This window comes from Streptomyces sp. NPDC053673 (assembly GCF_055585225.1).
This window is the reverse complement of record NZ_JBVJKN010000009.1, coordinates 185,628-202,046: the sequence shown is the minus strand read 5'-3', so window position 1 is coordinate 202,046 and position 16,419 is coordinate 185,628. Positions and strand designations below refer to the sequence as shown.

Here is a 16,419-nt window from a genome sequence, read left to right as displayed (position 1 = left end):
GTGGTAACTCTCAAAAGTTGGTGGCCGTCAATATGCCGGGAGGCCCGTGGCGGCTGCCACGGGCCTTCCGGTGAGGAGTGAGAGGCGAGGAGTGGGGGTGGGGCCCGGGTTACGCGTACGTGCTATGCGTGCTGGTAGGCGACCAGGGAGATGCCCACGTAGTGGACGACGAACGCCGCCAGCGTGAGGGAGTGGAAGACCTCGTGGAACCCGAACCAGTGCGGTGACGGGTTCGGCCGCTTCATTCCGTAGATCACGCCGCCCGCGCTGTAGAGCAGCCCGCCGATGATCACGAGGACGAGCACCGCGATGCCGCCCTCACGCATGAAGTCGGGCAGGAAGAAGACCGCCGCCCAGCCCATCGCTATGTAGCACGGGGTGTAGAGCCAGCGTGGGGCGCCGACCCAGAACACCCGGAACGCGATTCCCGCAACCGCAGCCGCCCACACGGCCCACAACAGCACTCGCCCGGTGGAGTCCGGAAGGAGTAGCAGCGTCAGCGGGGTATAGGTACCGGCGATGATCAGAAAAATGTTCGCGTGGTCGAGCCGACGGAGGACGGCCGTCGCGCGCGGGCCCCAGTCGCCCCGGTGGTACAGCGCGCTCACACCGAAGAGTGCGCAGGCGGTGAGCACATAGATGCCGCAGGCAATGCGGCCTCGTGTCGAATCGGCGAGCGCCGTGAGAACGACGCCCGCGATGAGCACGGCGGGGAACATCCCCGCATGCAGCCACCCCCGCAGCCTCGGCTTCACCGGCGGTGGATCTGTCTCGGTCGCGTCGGATGCGGCTGCTGTCATGGCGGCATGCTACCTACGCCTCCGTAGGTCTCGGGTACGAGTGTTGATGCTCACGTGAGGGGCCCTCTGGACATATGCGCAGACTCCACCGATGATCAGATGAGTGCGGTCGGCACCGGATGAGCGCCAGAGAGATAGATGCAGTGAAGCATCCGGGTCGCAGCCCCCACGGGGCACCAACCTTCATACCCCTCACTTAGGAGCGATCGTGGCGCGCGACATCGCGGCTCCCAGCACCGTCCCCACCAATCACCAGGAACTGATCGCCTGGGTCGACGAGATCGCAGCTCTGACGCAGCCGGACAAGGTCGTCTGGTGCGATGGTTCCGAGGCCGAGTACGAGCGCCTGTGTGAGGAGCTCGTCGCCAAGGGAACGTTCAAGAAGCTGGATCCGATCAAGCGCCCGAACTCGTACTACGCCGCCTCCGACCCGACCGATGTCGCCCGGGTCGAGGACCGCACCTTCATCTGCTCCGAGAAGGAGGAGGACGCGGGCCCGACCAACCACTGGAAGGCCCCGGCCGAGATGAAGGCCATCTTCTCCGGCGAGAAGGGCATATTCCGCGGCTCGATGCGCGGCCGGACGATGTACGTCGTCCCGTTCTGCATGGGCCCGCTGGGCTCTGACCTCTCCGCGATCGGCGTCGAGATCACCGACTCCGCGTACGTCGCCGTCTCCATGCGCACCATGACCCGTATGGGCCAGCCCGTCCTCGAGGAGCTCGGCTCCGACGGCTTCTTCGTGAAGGCCGTCCACACGCTGGGCGCTCCCCTTGCCGAGGGCGAGCAGGACGTGCCGTGGCCGTGCAACTCCACGAAGTACATCTCGCACTTCCCGGAGACCCGCGAGATCTGGTCGTACGGCTCCGGCTACGGCGGCAACGCGCTGCTCGGCAAGAAGTGCTACGCCCTGCGCATCGCCTCCGTCATGGCCCGCGACGAGGGCTGGCTCGCCGAGCACATGCTCATCCTCAAGCTGACCCCGCCGCAGGGTGAGCCGAAGTACGTCGCCGCCGCGTTCCCCTCCGCCTGTGGCAAGACCAACCTCGCCATGCTGGAGCCCACGATCTCCGGCTGGACCGTGGAGACCATCGGCGACGACATCGCCTGGATGCGCTTCGGCGAGGACGGCCGGCTGTACGCGATCAACCCGGAGGCGGGCTTCTTCGGCGTCGCGCCCGGCACCGGCGAGCACACCAACGCCAACGCCATGAAGACGATGTGGGGCAACTCCGTCTTCACCAACGTCGCGCTGACCGACGACGGCGACGTGTGGTGGGAGGGCATGACCGAGGAGCTGCCCGAGCACCTCGTCGACTGGAAGGGCAACGACTGGACGCCGGAGTCGGAGACCCCGGCCGCCCACCCCAACGCCCGCTTCACCGTCCCGGCCGGGCAGTGCCCGATCATCGCCCCCGAGTGGGAGGACCCGAAGGGCGTGCCGATCTCGGCGATCCTCTTCGGCGGCCGCCGCGCCACCGCCGTCCCGCTGGTGACCGAGTCCTTCGACTGGCAGCACGGAGTCTTCCTCGGTGCGAACGTGGCCTCCGAGAAGACCGCCGCGGCCGAGGGCAAGGTCGGCGAGCTGCGCCGCGACCCGTTCGCGATGCTGCCGTTCTGCGGCTACAACATGGGCGACTACATGGCCCACTGGCTCAAGGTCGGCAAGAACGCCGACCAGTCCAAGCTGCCGAAGATCTACTACGTGAACTGGTTCCGCAAGAACGACGCGGGCAAGTTCGTCTGGCCCGGCTTCGGCGAGAACGGCCGCGTCCTGAAGTGGATCGTGGAGCGCCTGGAGGGCAAGGCCGAGGGCGTCGAGACCCCGATCGGCATCCTGCCGACGCGCGACGCGCTCGACACGGACGGCCTCGAACTGGCCGACGAGGACCTCGACTTCCTGCTCAAGGTCGACACGGACGTGTGGCGCGAGGAGGCGGCGCTGGTCCCCGAGCACCTCAACACCTTCGGTGACCACACCCCGAAGGAGCTGTGGGACGAGTACCGCGCGCTGGTGGCCCGCCTGGGCTGAGCCCGCAGCCGGCTCGTGGCCGGGGCCCGCACCGTACAACGGCGTACGGAGCGGGCCCCGGCCCTTGCCTTTCTCGGGCACCGCACTTCGTGGCTGAGCGAGGGGACGGTCGACAGCGTCCGGCTGGGCGCGACGGCGTGACGCCTTGCGGCACACATGCGTGTGCCGTGCCCGGGACGATGCCCGGGCACGGCACACTACTGTTCCGTCAGGATTCGGACTGGTTGTCGCCGGGCGATGCCCGGCTCATCAGTCCTTCCGGTTCAGGGGGGTGTTCCTCAGCGCCCCGGTGAGCGCCTTCTCGCTGTGGAAGTTGCTCACTGCGACCTCCGCCGGTTCCGTGAGCTCGACCCACGGCTCGTCCCAGACGAAGCCCAGCCCCTCGACGTCACCGTGGGTCTCCCACACCTCGCCGTCGGTGGTGAGCACCTTGGCGTAGGCCGAGTTGCCCTGGGAGGTGATGGACGCGGCACACGGGTTCGCGGGGAAGCCGGGGTTCGGATCCCCATCGCTGATGTTCTGCCAGGCGTACGGTCCGATGGCCTCGAAGTCGATGCCGTCGCCGTCCTCGTCATCGTCCGGGACTCCGTTGCCGTTCGTGTCCACGGCGGCCTCGTGGAGCCGCTGGCCGACGAAGTACTGCCCGCCGGTGAGCACCACGCTGAACTCTTCGGCGTTGTTGGGAGCGTAGCTGTCGATGTCGGAGCACGGTCCCGTGTCACCGGTGGCTCCGGTGTCACCGGTCGGTCCGGTGTCGCCGGTCGGTCCCGTGGCGCCACCGGGTCCGGTGTCGCCCGTGGCACCGGTGGCACCCGTGGCGCCGGTGGCGCCGGTGGCACCCGTGGCGCCGGTCGCCCCGGTCTTGCCCTTCTTGCCCTTGTCCTTGCACTTGTCGTTGTTCAGGAACGCGTAGGGGCCATCCTCGTCGTAGCACTCGTCGGCCAGTGCTGCCGTGCCTCCCATGTCGACCGACGAACGAGGGCTGGGCGCAGTCGCCAGTGCGGGGCTGCTGAGGCCCAGCATGATGAGCGCCACAGACGTCATCGCGCCGCCGACAAGCCATCTGCGTCCCTGCGGCAGCGGGCCGAGCCCGGGGACAGTCCTGTTTTCAGGACTCATGAAGTGACCTGCTTTCTTGAGTGGAGCTGATCGTGCGTGAGGTGGGTACTCACAGGTCGTCCTCCGGGACGTGGCTGTCGTGCCTGCGTTGCCCGCGGGATCGCCCGGGGCCTGACGGGGTAGCCGGGACGTCGCGCTTCGCCGCCTTTTGTCCGAAAGCGCCTGTGGTGTGCCGTTGGCCATGATTCGGCGGTGACTTCGGCGTTTGTCAGCAGGCGCGCCGAACGATCAACGCATCGGGCGCGTACGGGACATCCGAAGGGGCTAGACATCGGCGTGCCGGACCGGTTCCGTGCCGGCCGGCCCCTAGCGTCGCGCGCACAGCTACGCGGGGATCGGTGATGACGTGAAGCAGCCGTCCATTTGCCTTTGCATGATCGTGAAGAACGAGTCCGGCGTCATCGAACGCTGCCTCGCATCGGTCCGTGACCTCATCACCACCTGGGTGATCTCCGATACGGGGTCCACGGACGGGACGCAGGAACTGATCCGCAAGACACTCAGCGGCATCCCCGGCGAGCTCCACGAGGAGCCGTGGGTCAACTTCGGTCACAACCGGAGCCTGAACATCAGTCACGCGCGCGGTAAGGCCGACTATCTGCTCCTGGTCGACGCCGACCTGGAGATCCGGCAGGACGGCCCCCTCCCGCCGCTCACCGCGGCCTCCTACATGCTGCGGCACGAAGGCAACCTGGAGTACCGCATCAAGCGGCTGGTCAGGGGTGACCTCGCCTGGCGCTACGAAGGTGTCACGCACGAGTACCTCACCACCGACGAGCCGGCCGATCAGGCGAACCTCGACGCCCTGGTCATCGTGGACCACGCCGACGGGGGATCGCGTCACGACAAGTTCGAGCGCGACGCACGCCTGCTGAGCGCCGAGCTCGAACGGGACCCCGACAACCCCCGCACCGTCTTCTACCTGGCCCAGACCATGCGGGACATGGGGCGGGCGGAAGAGGCCATCGGTTTCTACGAGCGCCGCGCGAAGATGGGCGGCTGGCCCGAAGAGGTCTACTACGCACAGCTCCAGGCCGGAATCCTCAAGGCCGACAACGGTGACTGGCCGGGCGGCATGGATGCGCTCGTGCAGGCCTGGGAGAGCAGGCCCCATCGCCTCGAAGCCTGCTACGAGTTGGCCTCACGGCTGCGGGTCATGGGCCGTTACCGGGCCGCGCACGCCTTCGTCTGCGCCGGACTCAACCGGCCCGTTCCGAACGATCTGCTGTTCGTCAGCCCCTGGGTGTACCGCTGGGGGCTGCTGTTCGAGTACTCGATCATCGCGTACTGGGTGGGGGACTGGCCGGGCTCCTACCAGGCGTGCGATCGGCTCCTGGCCATGCCCGATCTCCCCGAGGCCCGTCGCGAGCAGACGCTTGCCAACCGGGAGTATGCCGCCAAACGTCTCTCCGCGGTCCTCAGCCCGCCCTCCGCGGCGTCGGCAGGACGCAAACGGGCGAAGCCCTCGATGGCGAAGTCCAAGCGATAGGGCCGAGCGCGACATTCTGAACGCCGAGGGGAGCCGCGCCAGTTGCCGTGGCTGCGGCCCCGCCACCGCCACGTACCGCCTTGGGGTCCGCCGGCGGTGCGGTTCCTCGATGGTGGCACCCGGTCCGCGCGCCTCCGCGGCCCGCGGACCGGGGCCGTCAGGGGGTGCCGACGAGCTGCGCGTCGCGCAGAGCGGCGGTGTGTGCGTCCATGCGCTCGGCCGAGAGGATCGCCGCGGCGGTGTCGGCGCGCGAGGCGGCGACGACCAGGGCGCGTCCGGCGAGGGCGAGGGCGCGGTGGTGGAGGGCGGCCGGGTCGGCGCCGCTCAGTCCGGCGTGGCGCGCGGGCGGGGCGCCACGCAGCCGGGCGACCTGCTCGGCGATGCGGTCGGCCTCGGTGTCGAGCCCGAGCTCGTCGGTGACGGCGAGGAGTGCGGCGAGGTGGCCGGCGAGCTGTATGTCCAGCTCCTCCTCGCGGGTGCGGTGAGGGAAGTCGGTCTCGCCGGCCATCGAGTGCACCGACTTCGAGCGGATCGGCTCGTACATGGGATGGCCTCCTGCAGTAGCTCTGCGGCCATCCTAGCTTAGATTCCGTCTAAAGTTGAGTGGAGTCCGAAGATCCTGGAGATGGGGAGATCCCGGCGACAGCCGGGATCTCACGGGTCACGGCTGGCCGTATCCGTCCAGGAAGTTCCCGATCCGCGTCACCGCGTCCGCCAGGTCCTTCGCGTTCGGCAGCGTGACGATCCGGAAGTGGTCCGGCTCGCGCCAGTTGAAGCCGGTCCCGTGCACGACCATGATCTTCTCGGCCCGCAGCAGGTCCAGCACCATCTGGCGGTCGTCCTTGATCTTGTAGACGTTCGGGTCGAGCCGCGGGAAGAGGTACAGCGCCCCCTTCGGCTTCACGCACGTCACGCCCGGGATCTGGGTCAGCAGGTCGTACGCCACATCCCGCTGCTCCAGCAGCCGCCCGCCCGGCAGCACCAGATCCTCGATCGACTGCCGCCCCTGGAGCGCGGCGGCCACGGCGTGCTGCGCCGGCATGTTCGCGCACAGGCGCATGTTCGCCAGGATCGTCAGGCCCTCGATGTACGAGGCCGCGTGCGCCTTCGGGCCGCAGACCGCGAGCCAGCCGCTGCGGTAGCCCGCCACCCGGTAGTTCTTGGACATCCCGTTGAAGGTCAGCACCAGCAGATCGGGCGCGATCGAGGCGGTCGGGGTGTGCGTGGCCCCGTCGTAGAGGATCTTGTCGTAGATCTCGTCGGAGCAGACGACCAGCTGGTGGCGGCGGGCGATCTCCGTCAGCCCGCGCAGCATCTCGTCGTCGTAGACCGCACCCGTCGGATTGTTCGGGTTGATGATCACGATCGCCTTCGTCCGATCGGTGATCTTCCGCTCGATGTCCGCGAGGTCCGGCATCCAGTCGGCCTGCTCGTCGCACCGGTAGTGCACGGCGGTCCCGCCCGCGAGCGAGACGGAGGCGGTCCACAGCGGATAGTCCGGCGCCGGTACAAGCACCTCGTCACCGTCGTCGAGCAGCGCCTGCATCGACATCTGGATCAGCTCGGAGGCGCCGTTGCCGAGGTAGACGTCCTCGACCGACAGGGGGATGCCCTTGGTCTCGTAATGGCTCATGACCGCGCGCCGCGCGCTGAGCAGGCCCTTCGCGTCCCCGTACCCGTGCGCGTCGCCGACGTTCCGAAGGATGTCCTCGAGGATCGCCGGCGGGCACTCGAACCCGAAGGCGGCGGGGTTTCCGGTGTTCAGCTTGAGGATGCGGTGACCTGCTGCCTCAAGCCGCATCGCCTCCTCGAGCACCGGGCCCCGGATCTCGTAACAGACGTTGGCGAGCTTGGTCGACTGGATCACCTGCATGACGCGAGCTTACGGGGGTGCCGGGCGAGACGCTCAGTGTTTTGTGCCACGTCGGGTGCTTCGGGGCTTGGGCCGGTTGGCCGCACTGTGGTGGCACGGTGGCCGACCGTGACCGTGGATGGAGGGGAGTGCAACTCTCGTTCGCGCCGTGGCACACCGCCGCGGCCTGCCGGAAAGAGGTAGTCGATGGTGGGCAATCCGTTCTCTGACCGGGCGATACCGCCCGGTGCGCGGTCCCGGTGGCGGCGGGTCGTGATCGCGCTGATTGTGCCGCTGCTTGCGTTGACGGCGACCTCCGCGCACGCCCAGGGTGTGTGGCTGACCGTCAAGCCGCTGGGGGTCGCCAGGGAAGCCCTGGCGGTGGCGAGGACTGCGTGCCCGGACGACCGGAAGGTCACCTGCGTGTACGCGATCGGGGGAGAAGGCGCTGCCGCGGCCGGTAGTGCGGAAGCCTTCAACCCGCGCATCAACGCGTGGGCGAACCTTCCTGCCCTGCCGACGCCGCGCAGTCACCTGGCCGCGACGACGGCACGCTGCCCCAAGGGGGTGAAGAACGGCTGCGTGTACGCCATCGGCGGGCGCACGGAGCCGGGCGGTGACGTCAGCGCCAAGGTGGAGGTGTACAGCCCCTTCACGAACACCTGGAAGACCGTGAGCGACCTGCCGACCCCCCGTGAATCCCTGGCAGCGGCCACAGCGCCGTGCCCCAGGGGCGTCAAGGGGCTGCGAGGGAGCTGCGTGTACGCCATCGGCGGCGACACCGACGGCGCCGCGGGCCAGACGCCGTCGAGCACGGTCGAGGCGTACAGCCCGGCCACGGACACGTGGGCGACACTCCCCGACCTGCTGACCGCTCGCGCGGGTCTGGCGGCGGTTGGGGCTGACTGCCCGCCCGGGCTCGGCTCGAAGAACACGTGCGTGTACGCCATTGGCGGCGACACCGGCGACGGTACGACGCCGTCGGACGCGGTCGAGGTGTACAACCCCGCCACCAACCTCTGGTCGAGGCTGGCCTCGCTGCCGACGGCGCGCAGCTTCCTGGGCGTGGCGGCGGCACCTTGTCCCCAGGGGACCAGGAACGGTTGCGTGTACGCCGTCGGCGGGGACGACGGCTCCGGCGATGGCGTGAGCGACAGGGCGGAGACGTACAGCATCGTCGGCAACACCTGGGAGACCCTGCCCTCTCTGCCGACTCCCCGCGCGGACCTCGGTGCCACGAGGGCGTCGTGTCCCAAGTCCCCGAAGAGCAGGTGTGTGTATGCCGTCGGCGGGGAGCTCAGTAACGGGATGGCTACGACCACGGTGGAGGCCTTCGCGATCGAGCGTCGTCACCACTGAAGAACCACCCGCCCCGGCCGCCCGGCCACGGAAACGGGGGCACTGCACCGGCCAGCCCCCGTTTCCGTCGCCCGGTGGGGGGCGACAGCCCTCAATGAAATAGCGCACGTGTTCGGTTTTCTGGTTACCCTTGATGTATGGCAGCAGTCCATCTGCAGGGGTCGCTCTTCGACCAGACCGACGAGATCCGCCTCGGTCCGCTGACGGGCGTCGTCCGCAGGACCGTGCTCGGCGACGGGGCCTGGCTCGACGTTCTGCCGGGCTGGCTCACCGGCGCGGACGCGCTGTTCGAGGAGCTGGCCGACGGCGTCCCGTGGCGAGCCGAGCGCCGGCAGATGTACGAGCACGAGGTCGACGTGCCCCGCTTGCTCGCGTACTACCGCGAAGGGGACCCGCTCCCGCACCCCGTCCTCGCCGAGGCGCGCGACGCCCTCTCCGCCCACTACGCCGACGAGCTCGGCGAACCCTTCGCGACGGCCGGGCTCTGCTACTACCGCGACGGCCACGACAGCGTCGCCTGGCACGGCGACCGCATCGGGCGAGGCGCCCGGGAGGACACGATGGTCGCCATCCTCTCCGTCGGCGCCCCGCGCGATCTGGTGCTACGGCCCCGGAACGGCCGCCGCGACCCCGTCCGCAAGGCCCTCGGTCACGGCGATCTCGTCGTCATGGGCGGCTCCTGCCAGCGCACCTGGGAGCACGCCGTACCGAAGACCGCGCGGCCGGTCGGCCCCCGCATCAGCATCCAGTTCCGCCCACGCGGCGTGAACTAGTGCCCTGACCGGGCCAGTTCGGGCTGCGGTTCGCGTCGTGGTTCCGGCAGATGCACCGACACGGCCTTCCGTTCCCACAGCTTGGTGGTCCGTACGAAGCCGTAGACCACCGAGGTCATCGCCAGAATGAGCAGCGGCCCGAACACCCACGGATGTTCGGCCATCTCCATCGACAGATAGCGATACGACGCCAAGAGCGCAGCGAAGACCGCGGTGCCGTAGGCGACCAGCCGGATTCCCTGCCGGTCCCAGCCGCGGTCGAGCGAACGCAGCGCCGTCTCGATCGTGAGCGTGAACACCACACCGGCGACGATGTCCGCGCCGTAGTGGTAGCCGAAGCCCAGCGTTGCGCCGAGCGTGGCGATCAGCCAGAAGGCGCCTGCGAGTCGCAGAGCCCGCGGGCCCTTGCGGGAATGAATGAACAGCGCGGTAGCCCACGCCGTGTGCAGGCTGGGCATGCAGTTGCGCGGGGTGATCTCGTCGAATGGCATCGGGTGCGGGGTACTGACCGGCGGCGGCGTGCCCGGCCACAGGTCGGCCACCGCCCAATGCCCCCCGTCGGCACCGTAGGCGAAGATCGGTCCGACCACCGGGAAGATCATGTAGATGCCCGGCCCGAGCAGGCCGATGACCAGAAACGTGCGCACCAGATGATGGCCCGGGAAGCGGCGCTCCACCGCTACTTTGCGCAGCTGGTACAGCGCGACGACGACCGCGGCCACCTCGAGCTGAAGGTAGACCCAGTCGAGAACGTGGGCGCCGACCGTGCCGGTGGCCTCGACGATCCGGCCCACCAGCCACGACGGGTTGCCCAACGCGTGATCGGCGGTTGCCACGTACTGGTCGAGCACCGCCGGGCGGGTCTTCGACGTGATCAGCAGCCAGGTGTGGCCGGTCTTGCCGCCGACCACCAGCAGCAGGGCCAGTCCGACGCCTTTCAGCAGCAGGACGCGGTCCCGGCCGGTGCGGCGCGTGACGGCGATGACGGCACAGGCCAAAGTCACCCACAACGCGCCGTTGCCGAACATCATTTCGGCGTCGACGGCCCACCGCACGAGCCAGAAGGCGATGTCGATGCCGATCGCGGCGCATGCCGCGATGAACCGCTGCCGCCAGGTGAGCACCACCATCATCAACGCCATACCGGCGTAGAGCCCCGTCCCCGATCTGGGGGCGAATATCACCTCTCGCGCCTGGTCGGTGATCGGCCCCGGCTCGCCGTACCGACGCGCGGCGATCTCCAGTGCGATGAGGAATCCGAGCCCCACCACACTCACCGCGACCCACAGCATGACGCGTGGTTGACGCCGTGCAGCCAACTGAAGGCTGCCATCTGTTCGCGAAAACCCTCGCGTTGTTGTAGGTATCAATTTCCAGCCGGTTTTTCACATTTCAATATGATCGTTACGGGCTCGAACATGCTAGCGGAGCAAGTGGGTTCGCTGATCACGGGTACGACGAACACGGCGGCGAGCAGGCTCGCTTGGTCGTCGGTGACCACACGGCGGCCGCTGGAGCGTGCGGCCGGAGTGATCCGGCCGAGCTCGTCGAGAGGGAGCACGTCGAAGCCCGCGATGTTGCGGACGGGGTATCGGAGGCGGATCCGAACATTTCGCCCGCGCGATCTGCGCGGACGTGGACGGCTGAGGTGAGGTGAGGGCCCGGGCACCCAAGGGTGCCCGGGCCCTCAGCAGGCGCCCTGCCCTGCTTACTCGCTGAGCGGCCGCAGCCTGCAGCGTGCCGGCCCCGCGGCCCGCAGCGTGATGCCCGTGTCGACGGGGACGTCCACGTCCACCGCCCGCAGTTCGTACGCCCGCAGGATCATCGAGAGCGCCAGCACGGACTCCAGCATCGAGAAGTGCTGACCGATGCAGGCCCGCGGCCCGCCGCCGAACGGGAACCAGGCGTACCGGGGGCGCTCCTTCTCCCGCTCTGGTGCGAACCGGTCAGGGTCGAACCGCTCCGGATCCTCCCAGTACCGAGGGTGCCGGTGCGTCACCCACGGCGCCACGATCACATCCGCGCCGGCCGGGATCGTGTACCCGCCGATCTCGGCCGCCGCGACCGCCTGCCGCCCGATGACGGGACCGGCCGGGTACAGCCGCATGGCCTCCTTCAGCACCTGGGTGAGGTAGGGGAGCGCGTCGAGGTCGTACGCCTCGGGCGTCCGGCCGGCGAGTACACGGTCTGCCTCCGCGCGCGCCCGCTCCTGCATCTCGGGGTGGCGGGCCAGGAGATGCAGCGCGAACGCGAGCGATGTCGCCGTCGTCTCGTGCCCGGCGAGCAGGAAGATCAGCACCTGGTCCCGGATCTCGGCCGCGTCCAGACTGTCGTCCTCCGCGCTCCGCGCCTGCGCGAGCAGAGTCAGCAGGTCGTCGCCCTTCGCGGCGTCACCCTCCGCGCGCCGCTTCTCGATGATCCGGTCGCACACCGCGTACAGCTCGTCCATCGCGGCGGCGGCCTTGCGGTTGGAGGGAGTCGGCCAGCTGCGGGGCGGATTGGCAGGCGAGTATCCGCGCTGGAGTGTGTAGCTCCCGATCACCGGGAAGCAGCGCTCCACGACATCGACCGCGGCCTCGACATCCACGCCGAACAGAATGCGGGCGACGGCGCGCAGAGTGAGCCGCGTCATCTCGTCGACGACATCGACGGTGGCGTCGGGTGCGTTGTGCCAGCCCGCCAGGAGTGAGGCGGTCTCGTCGGTGACGGCCTCGGCGTAGCCGTCGACCCGGCGGCGGGTGAAGAGCGGCTGCACAAGGCGGCGCTGCCTGAGATAGTCCTCGTCCTGGCTGGTCAGCAAGCCGTTCCCGAACGACTCCCGGACCTCTTGATAAAAGGCGTTGTCCTTACGGAAGTTGGCCGATTCGGTCGCCAGCACCTGCTGGGCACCCTCCGCCGAGAACACCGCGTACAACTCCACCCGCAGCCCGGGCGGACCCGCGGTGAACCTGACGACGTCCCCGTGCTCCCGCTGTGCGTTGAGATACGTACCGAGTGAGTCCCGCTTGAGATCGAACATCGAGCCAAGCAGCGGCAGGCCCGCGGGGCCCGGAATCTCCGTGCCAGTGGTTGTCATACGTCCACGGTAGGGATGCCGGTACCGATCCGGTACCTGGCCGGCGGAAGGTCGCTCCTGAGCGCCGCCACCCTGCGCCGCACCTCTTCCGGCTCCAGCGGTACGCGACAGCCGTCGCACACCCCGTCGGGCAGCGCCTCCGGCGTGCCCGGCACTCCGCATTCCGTGCATTCGACGAGCGTGCGGCGCTGCGGTCGTACGGGAACGGGCGGCGGCATCTTGGCCATCAGCCGGCGGCGGGCGAAGGCGCCGGCGGAGTGGACCTGTTCCGGCAGGCCGGACGTGAGGGCGTGCAGCAGCTGTTCCGGGGTGGCCCCGTGCGCCAACCACTGCGTGGCGAGCGCTTCGAGCGTGGCGCACTCGGCGGCGGAAAGGGTCATGCGGGGGTCGGTCCGCCCGGCGCGGGCAAGCGTGTCGTAGGCCTGCGAGGGCGGTTCGGGGGTTTCGGAGGTCGCCTCTTCGGGTGGTACGTCACCGCGAACGAACCGCGCCCACCAGGCGCTGTCGCGGGCGGTGCGGGTGAAGTACGTACGGAACACCCACTGCGACAGCCCCTCCCCGAGGGACTCGCGCACGCGCCGCAGATGCCCGGCCGCCGCAAGCCCGTTGAGGGCCTTGGTCACGGCCTGCTGGCCGTAGCGGGGCAGTTCGCGGGCGAGCGTCTTGATGTCGATCGCGGCGCCCTCGGGGAGCCGGTCGATGAAGGCGGCGATCTCCGCCTCGCGGGCGGGGAGATGGTCGAAGTCGCCCTTGCGGCGGGGGACTTGGCCGGGGGCGGTGCGTTTGCCGTAGCCCGGCTTGGCCATGGGGTGTGCGGGCGTGGGCAGGGCAGCACTATTGTTTTCAGCAGCCACGAGATCGCCTTTACCGATCTTGAAGGTCAGACCCCGGCGGGTGTTGGTAGCACCCGGTCGGGGTCGTTTGTTGTTGCGAACGCTAGAGGGTCGCGACAGTCCGTGGCAAGCCGGTCACGAAATGTCATCTCTGGTGGTTCGGTGGGCACTTGGGAGGGTGGGTGGGTTGGACCCACCGCCCATTCCTTACATAAGGAGCTCGGGTCCCGGATCCCGGATCTCGGTCACGAAGGCGGTCCATCAGCGGATGAGTTGCTCGTTGGACGGCACGAGCAGTTCCTCCAGGGTGTTCAGCTGGTCGGGTCGGGCCAGAGCACGTCGGTCTCGACCGGCGTGGTGTAGTCGACGCCGGGCACGGCGAAGCCGTACAGGCGCCGTACCTCGTCGTGGAACCAGTCCAGGCCGGCGAGGTCGCCGATGGTGTCGGTGGTGGCCTTCTTCCAGCGCTCGGCCACCGTGGCCTGCACGGAGTCGGCGAGTTCCCAGGTGTCGAGGCGTACGCGGCCTTCGTCGTCGAGGGTGAGCGGGTGGGCGCCGGTGAGCTGGTCCCAGAGCTTGACCAACTGCCCGATGGGCGGGACCAGTGCCTGGCCGAGGACGCCGCGCAGCAGGCCGACGTAGAGGGCGATGCCGGGGACGGCGGTGGAGGACTGGGTGACAGCGGCACCGTTGACCGAGGTCACCGCCCGGCCACCGACCAGCTCGCCGAGCCGTTCGTCGAGGGTGCGGGCGGTGGCTTCCAGGTGGGACTTGGCGGCACCGATGGTGCCCTGCCGGTAGATCGCGGCGTTGAGCGGCGATCCGATGTAAGAAAGGGCGGCGGTGGTGAAGCCTTCGGCGAGCAGGTCCCGGCCGGCGAGGTGGTCGATCCAGCGTTCCCAGTCTGTCCCGCCCATCACCGCGACGGTCTGGTCGATGTCGTCGCCCTCGGCCGGCGCGGTCTCGACTTCCTTGACCTCCGGGGCGCCCTGGTCGTCGAAGACGAGGGTCTTGGTGCGGTAGGCCCGGCCGATCGGCTTGAGCACAGAGGCGTACGTGGTGCCGGTGTCCGGGTCGGTACGGCGCGGGGCGGCGACGGAGTAGACGAGGTGGTCCAGTCGGCCGCCGAACCGCTCGGTGAGGAGGTCGGCGACCTGGTCCTTCATGGCATTGCTGAAGGCGTCGCCGTTGAGGAAGACCATGTCCCGACCGTGGGCGCGGGCGAGATCGGCGACGGCGGCGGTCCGGTACCAGCCGGCCGTGGCCGTGCGCCGCTCGGTGGGCGCCTTCTCGAAGCACACCCCGATGCCGCGGATCCCCGCTCGGGCTAGCCCGGCGATCGTCGCGGCGAGTCCGTACCCGGCGGAGGAGCCGATGACGAGCGCCACCGGCCCGTCCCCGTCCGGTACGGACGACGGGGCCGGTACGGCCTGCCACATGTCTTTGACGAGCTGTTCGCAGCCGGCCGGGTGGGAGTCGAGGAAGAGGAATCCGCGGCTGCGGGGGCTGATGACGCGTTCGCTCACGAGGGAGTCCTTGAGGTCGGCTCGGACGAGGACGCGGCCGCGAGTGGGGCGACCGCATCCTGTAAGTCTGCGACCCTTCGGATACGCGCGGTGACATCATCCGGCACAGAGAACGCGAGTCGGGTTTGGAGGGTCACCACCAGTTCGAGCCGAGACGCCGGATCCTGCTCCAGCTCGGCCCACGGCGCGCGAATTCCTCGCGCGGCCGGCCCGTCACCCACACCAGCGCCTTGACAGCCACCGCCGCGGTGTCGACGCTCACCGCTGGCTCCCCGCAGCCGTGGTGTTCATACGGGCCATCAGGGCCGCGGGCGGGATCGCCCTCGGGGGACGGCGGCCGGTGGAGGTGCCGGCCTTCTGGTCGAACCGGTCGATCAGCAGGGTGCACGAGTCGCCGAGGAACATCCATGTCAGATCGTGCGCTGAGCCGAGACTGTCGGGCGTACGCGTTCCTTACATAAGGCGCTCGGATCCCGAATCCCGGATCTCGGTCACGAAGGCGGTCCAGGCGGGGGCGGCGACGGCGAAGCGGGGGCTGGTGGCGCCGAGCTTGGAGTCGCGGACGTGGATGGTGTGGGGGCAGGTGGCGACCTCGACGCAGGCGCCGCCCTCGCTGTCGCTGTACGTGGACCTGTGCCAGTCGAGGGCGACTTCGATGCACGCGCTGCCTTCGCTGTCGCTGTAGCTGGACTTGAACCATGTGAGTCTGTCGCTCATAGCTCTTCGGCCACCTTTCTGATGAACTCGGCTGAGTCCTCGACGCAGAGGGCGTGCCTGCGGATCATGTCATGCGCCTGGGTCAGTTCACTGACCTTGTCGCGTTCAGCGTAGAGCGCACTGGTCTTCTGCCCCTCTGCCCAGGCGTAGAGCTCGTGCTCCGGTGACTCCAGAAGGACAATAGGGCCATTGAGTGCGACGCCACTGCAACGCCCCGTCGGCAGCACCTGGATGGACACGTTCCGCAACTCACCGGTTTCCAGCAGGCGTTGCAGCTGACGCTTCATCGCCTCGTCGCCCCCGGTCATCGTCCGCAGCGACGCCTCGTACAGCGCGAAGTTGAACATCGTGCGGGTCTTGTGGGTCAGCGCCTCCTGCCGCTGCATTCGTCCCCTCACCCGCTCCTCCACCGTCTCGTCGTCCAGGGGCGGACAACTCTCGCTGATCAGCGCCCGCGCGTACGCCTCGGTCTGGAGCAACCCCGGAATCAGCAGCGGCTCGTACCAGTGCAGCGCGATCGCCTCCGCCTCGATCGCCATGAACTCCTTTGCCCTCTCCGGAAACGGCTCCGGCTTCAGGAACTCCCGCGCCGCCAGCAACTTCCCCTGCGCCCCGCACATCTGGTCCGCGATCTGGAGGAGCCGCACCGTCGGTCTGCGGCGGCCCTGTTCCATCGACTTGACCGACTCGTACTCGTAGTTCGCTTCCCTGCCGAGCTGCTCCCGGGTGATCCCGGCCTCCGTCCGCCACAGCTTGATCTGGTTGCCGCAGTAGCGCCATGCCTCGCTCAAGGGCCTGCCTCCCCGGGACGTACTGGGTACAACCACGGTTCGTACCCACGCA

General features: G+C 68.9%; 16 protein-coding genes. 4 read left to right on the top strand and 12 right to left on the bottom strand.

All coding sequences use genetic code 11. The annotated features are described in order from the left end of the window. Nucleotides 1-122 precede the first annotated feature (122 nt). On the bottom strand, nt 123-800 hold the full coding sequence (gene trhA / locus ACZ6ZQ_RS16130) for a PAQR family membrane homeostasis protein TrhA (RefSeq protein WP_469769165.1): 678 nt from the start codon (nt 798-800) through the stop codon (nt 123-125). 208 nt (nt 801-1,008) lie between these two features. On the opposite strand from trhA, the gene ACZ6ZQ_RS16125 reads away from it, so the two are divergent. After that, nucleotides 1,009-2,832, top strand: a complete 1,824-nt coding sequence (locus tag ACZ6ZQ_RS16125; protein ID WP_469769164.1) for a phosphoenolpyruvate carboxykinase (GTP) — start codon at nt 1,009-1,011, stop codon at nt 2,830-2,832. Nucleotides 2,833-3,081: 249 nt separating this feature from the next. Here the strand turns inward: ACZ6ZQ_RS16125 and ACZ6ZQ_RS16120 are convergent, their stop codons facing one another. Further along, complete coding sequence (locus ACZ6ZQ_RS16120) at nt 3,082-3,951, bottom strand: hypothetical protein (protein ID WP_469769163.1); 870 nt, start codon at nt 3,949-3,951, stop codon at nt 3,082-3,084. A gap of 373 nt (nt 3,952-4,324) precedes the next feature. Between ACZ6ZQ_RS16120 and ACZ6ZQ_RS16115 the strand changes: the two genes are divergently transcribed. Further along, entirely contained in the window at nt 4,325-5,440 is a 1,116-nt protein-coding gene (locus ACZ6ZQ_RS16115) for a glycosyltransferase (protein WP_469769162.1), read from the top strand. A gap of 157 nt (nt 5,441-5,597) precedes the next feature. Here the strand turns inward: ACZ6ZQ_RS16115 and ACZ6ZQ_RS16110 are convergent, their stop codons facing one another. Then, nucleotides 5,598-5,984, bottom strand: a complete 387-nt coding sequence (locus tag ACZ6ZQ_RS16110) for an SCO4983 family protein (protein ID WP_469769161.1) — start codon at nt 5,982-5,984, stop codon at nt 5,598-5,600. 117 nt (nt 5,985-6,101) lie between these two features. Further along, nucleotides 6,102-7,313 (bottom strand): pyridoxal phosphate-dependent aminotransferase, encoded by a 1,212-nt coding sequence (locus ACZ6ZQ_RS16105; RefSeq protein ID WP_469769160.1) that lies wholly within the window; start codon nt 7,311-7,313, stop codon nt 6,102-6,104. 252 nt (nt 7,314-7,565) lie between these two features. Between ACZ6ZQ_RS16105 and ACZ6ZQ_RS16100 the strand changes: the two genes are divergently transcribed. Continuing rightward, nucleotides 7,566-8,651: a Kelch repeat-containing protein gene (locus ACZ6ZQ_RS16100; protein ID WP_469769159.1), complete on the top strand. Its 1,086-nt coding sequence runs from the start codon at nt 7,566-7,568 to the stop codon at nt 8,649-8,651. Nucleotides 8,652-8,788: 137 nt separating this feature from the next. Beyond that, nucleotides 8,789-9,424 (top strand): alpha-ketoglutarate-dependent dioxygenase AlkB, encoded by a 636-nt coding sequence (locus ACZ6ZQ_RS16095; protein WP_469769158.1) that lies wholly within the window; start codon nt 8,789-8,791, stop codon nt 9,422-9,424. Here ACZ6ZQ_RS16095 and ACZ6ZQ_RS16090 read toward each other — a convergent pair. The 8 genes from ACZ6ZQ_RS16090 to ACZ6ZQ_RS16055 form a co-directional block, all read right to left on the bottom strand. Then, complete coding sequence (locus ACZ6ZQ_RS16090; protein WP_469769157.1) at nt 9,421-10,716, bottom strand: phosphatase PAP2 family protein; 1,296 nt, start codon at nt 10,714-10,716, stop codon at nt 9,421-9,423. The genes ACZ6ZQ_RS16095 and ACZ6ZQ_RS16090 overlap by 4 nt on opposite strands. A gap of 416 nt (nt 10,717-11,132) precedes the next feature. Next, nucleotides 11,133-12,500: a cytochrome P450 gene (locus ACZ6ZQ_RS16085; protein ID WP_469769156.1), complete on the bottom strand. Its 1,368-nt coding sequence runs from the start codon at nt 12,498-12,500 to the stop codon at nt 11,133-11,135. Beyond that, nucleotides 12,497-13,354: a hypothetical protein gene (locus ACZ6ZQ_RS16080; RefSeq protein WP_469769155.1), complete on the bottom strand. Its 858-nt coding sequence runs from the start codon at nt 13,352-13,354 to the stop codon at nt 12,497-12,499. Before ACZ6ZQ_RS16080 ends, ACZ6ZQ_RS16085 begins: the two co-directional genes overlap by 4 nt. A gap of 290 nt (nt 13,355-13,644) precedes the next feature. Next, nucleotides 13,645-14,859 carry an enoyl-[acyl-carrier-protein] reductase FabV gene (fabV, locus tag ACZ6ZQ_RS16075; protein ID WP_469769154.1) on the bottom strand — a complete coding sequence of 405 codons (1,215 nt, stop codon included), beginning with the start codon at nt 14,857-14,859 and terminating at the stop codon, nt 13,645-13,647. Between the two features lie 133 nt (nt 14,860-14,992). Next, complete coding sequence (locus ACZ6ZQ_RS16070) at nt 14,993-15,121, bottom strand: hypothetical protein (protein WP_469769153.1); 129 nt, start codon at nt 15,119-15,121, stop codon at nt 14,993-14,995. Further along, the gene (locus ACZ6ZQ_RS16065; protein ID WP_469769152.1) at nt 15,118-15,264 is read right to left on the bottom strand and encodes a hypothetical protein; all 147 of its coding nucleotides are present in this window, start codon (nt 15,262-15,264) and stop codon (nt 15,118-15,120) included. Before ACZ6ZQ_RS16065 ends, ACZ6ZQ_RS16070 begins: the two co-directional genes overlap by 4 nt. A gap of 48 nt (nt 15,265-15,312) precedes the next feature. Beyond that, nucleotides 15,313-15,576, bottom strand: coding sequence for a DUF397 domain-containing protein (locus ACZ6ZQ_RS16060; RefSeq protein ID WP_469769151.1), 264 nt, complete (start codon nt 15,574-15,576; stop codon nt 15,313-15,315). Beyond that, nucleotides 15,573-16,367: a helix-turn-helix domain-containing protein gene (locus tag ACZ6ZQ_RS16055; protein ID WP_469769150.1), complete on the bottom strand. Its 795-nt coding sequence runs from the start codon at nt 16,365-16,367 to the stop codon at nt 15,573-15,575. Before ACZ6ZQ_RS16055 ends, ACZ6ZQ_RS16060 begins: the two co-directional genes overlap by 4 nt. Between the last annotated feature and the right edge of the window lie 52 nt (nt 16,368-16,419).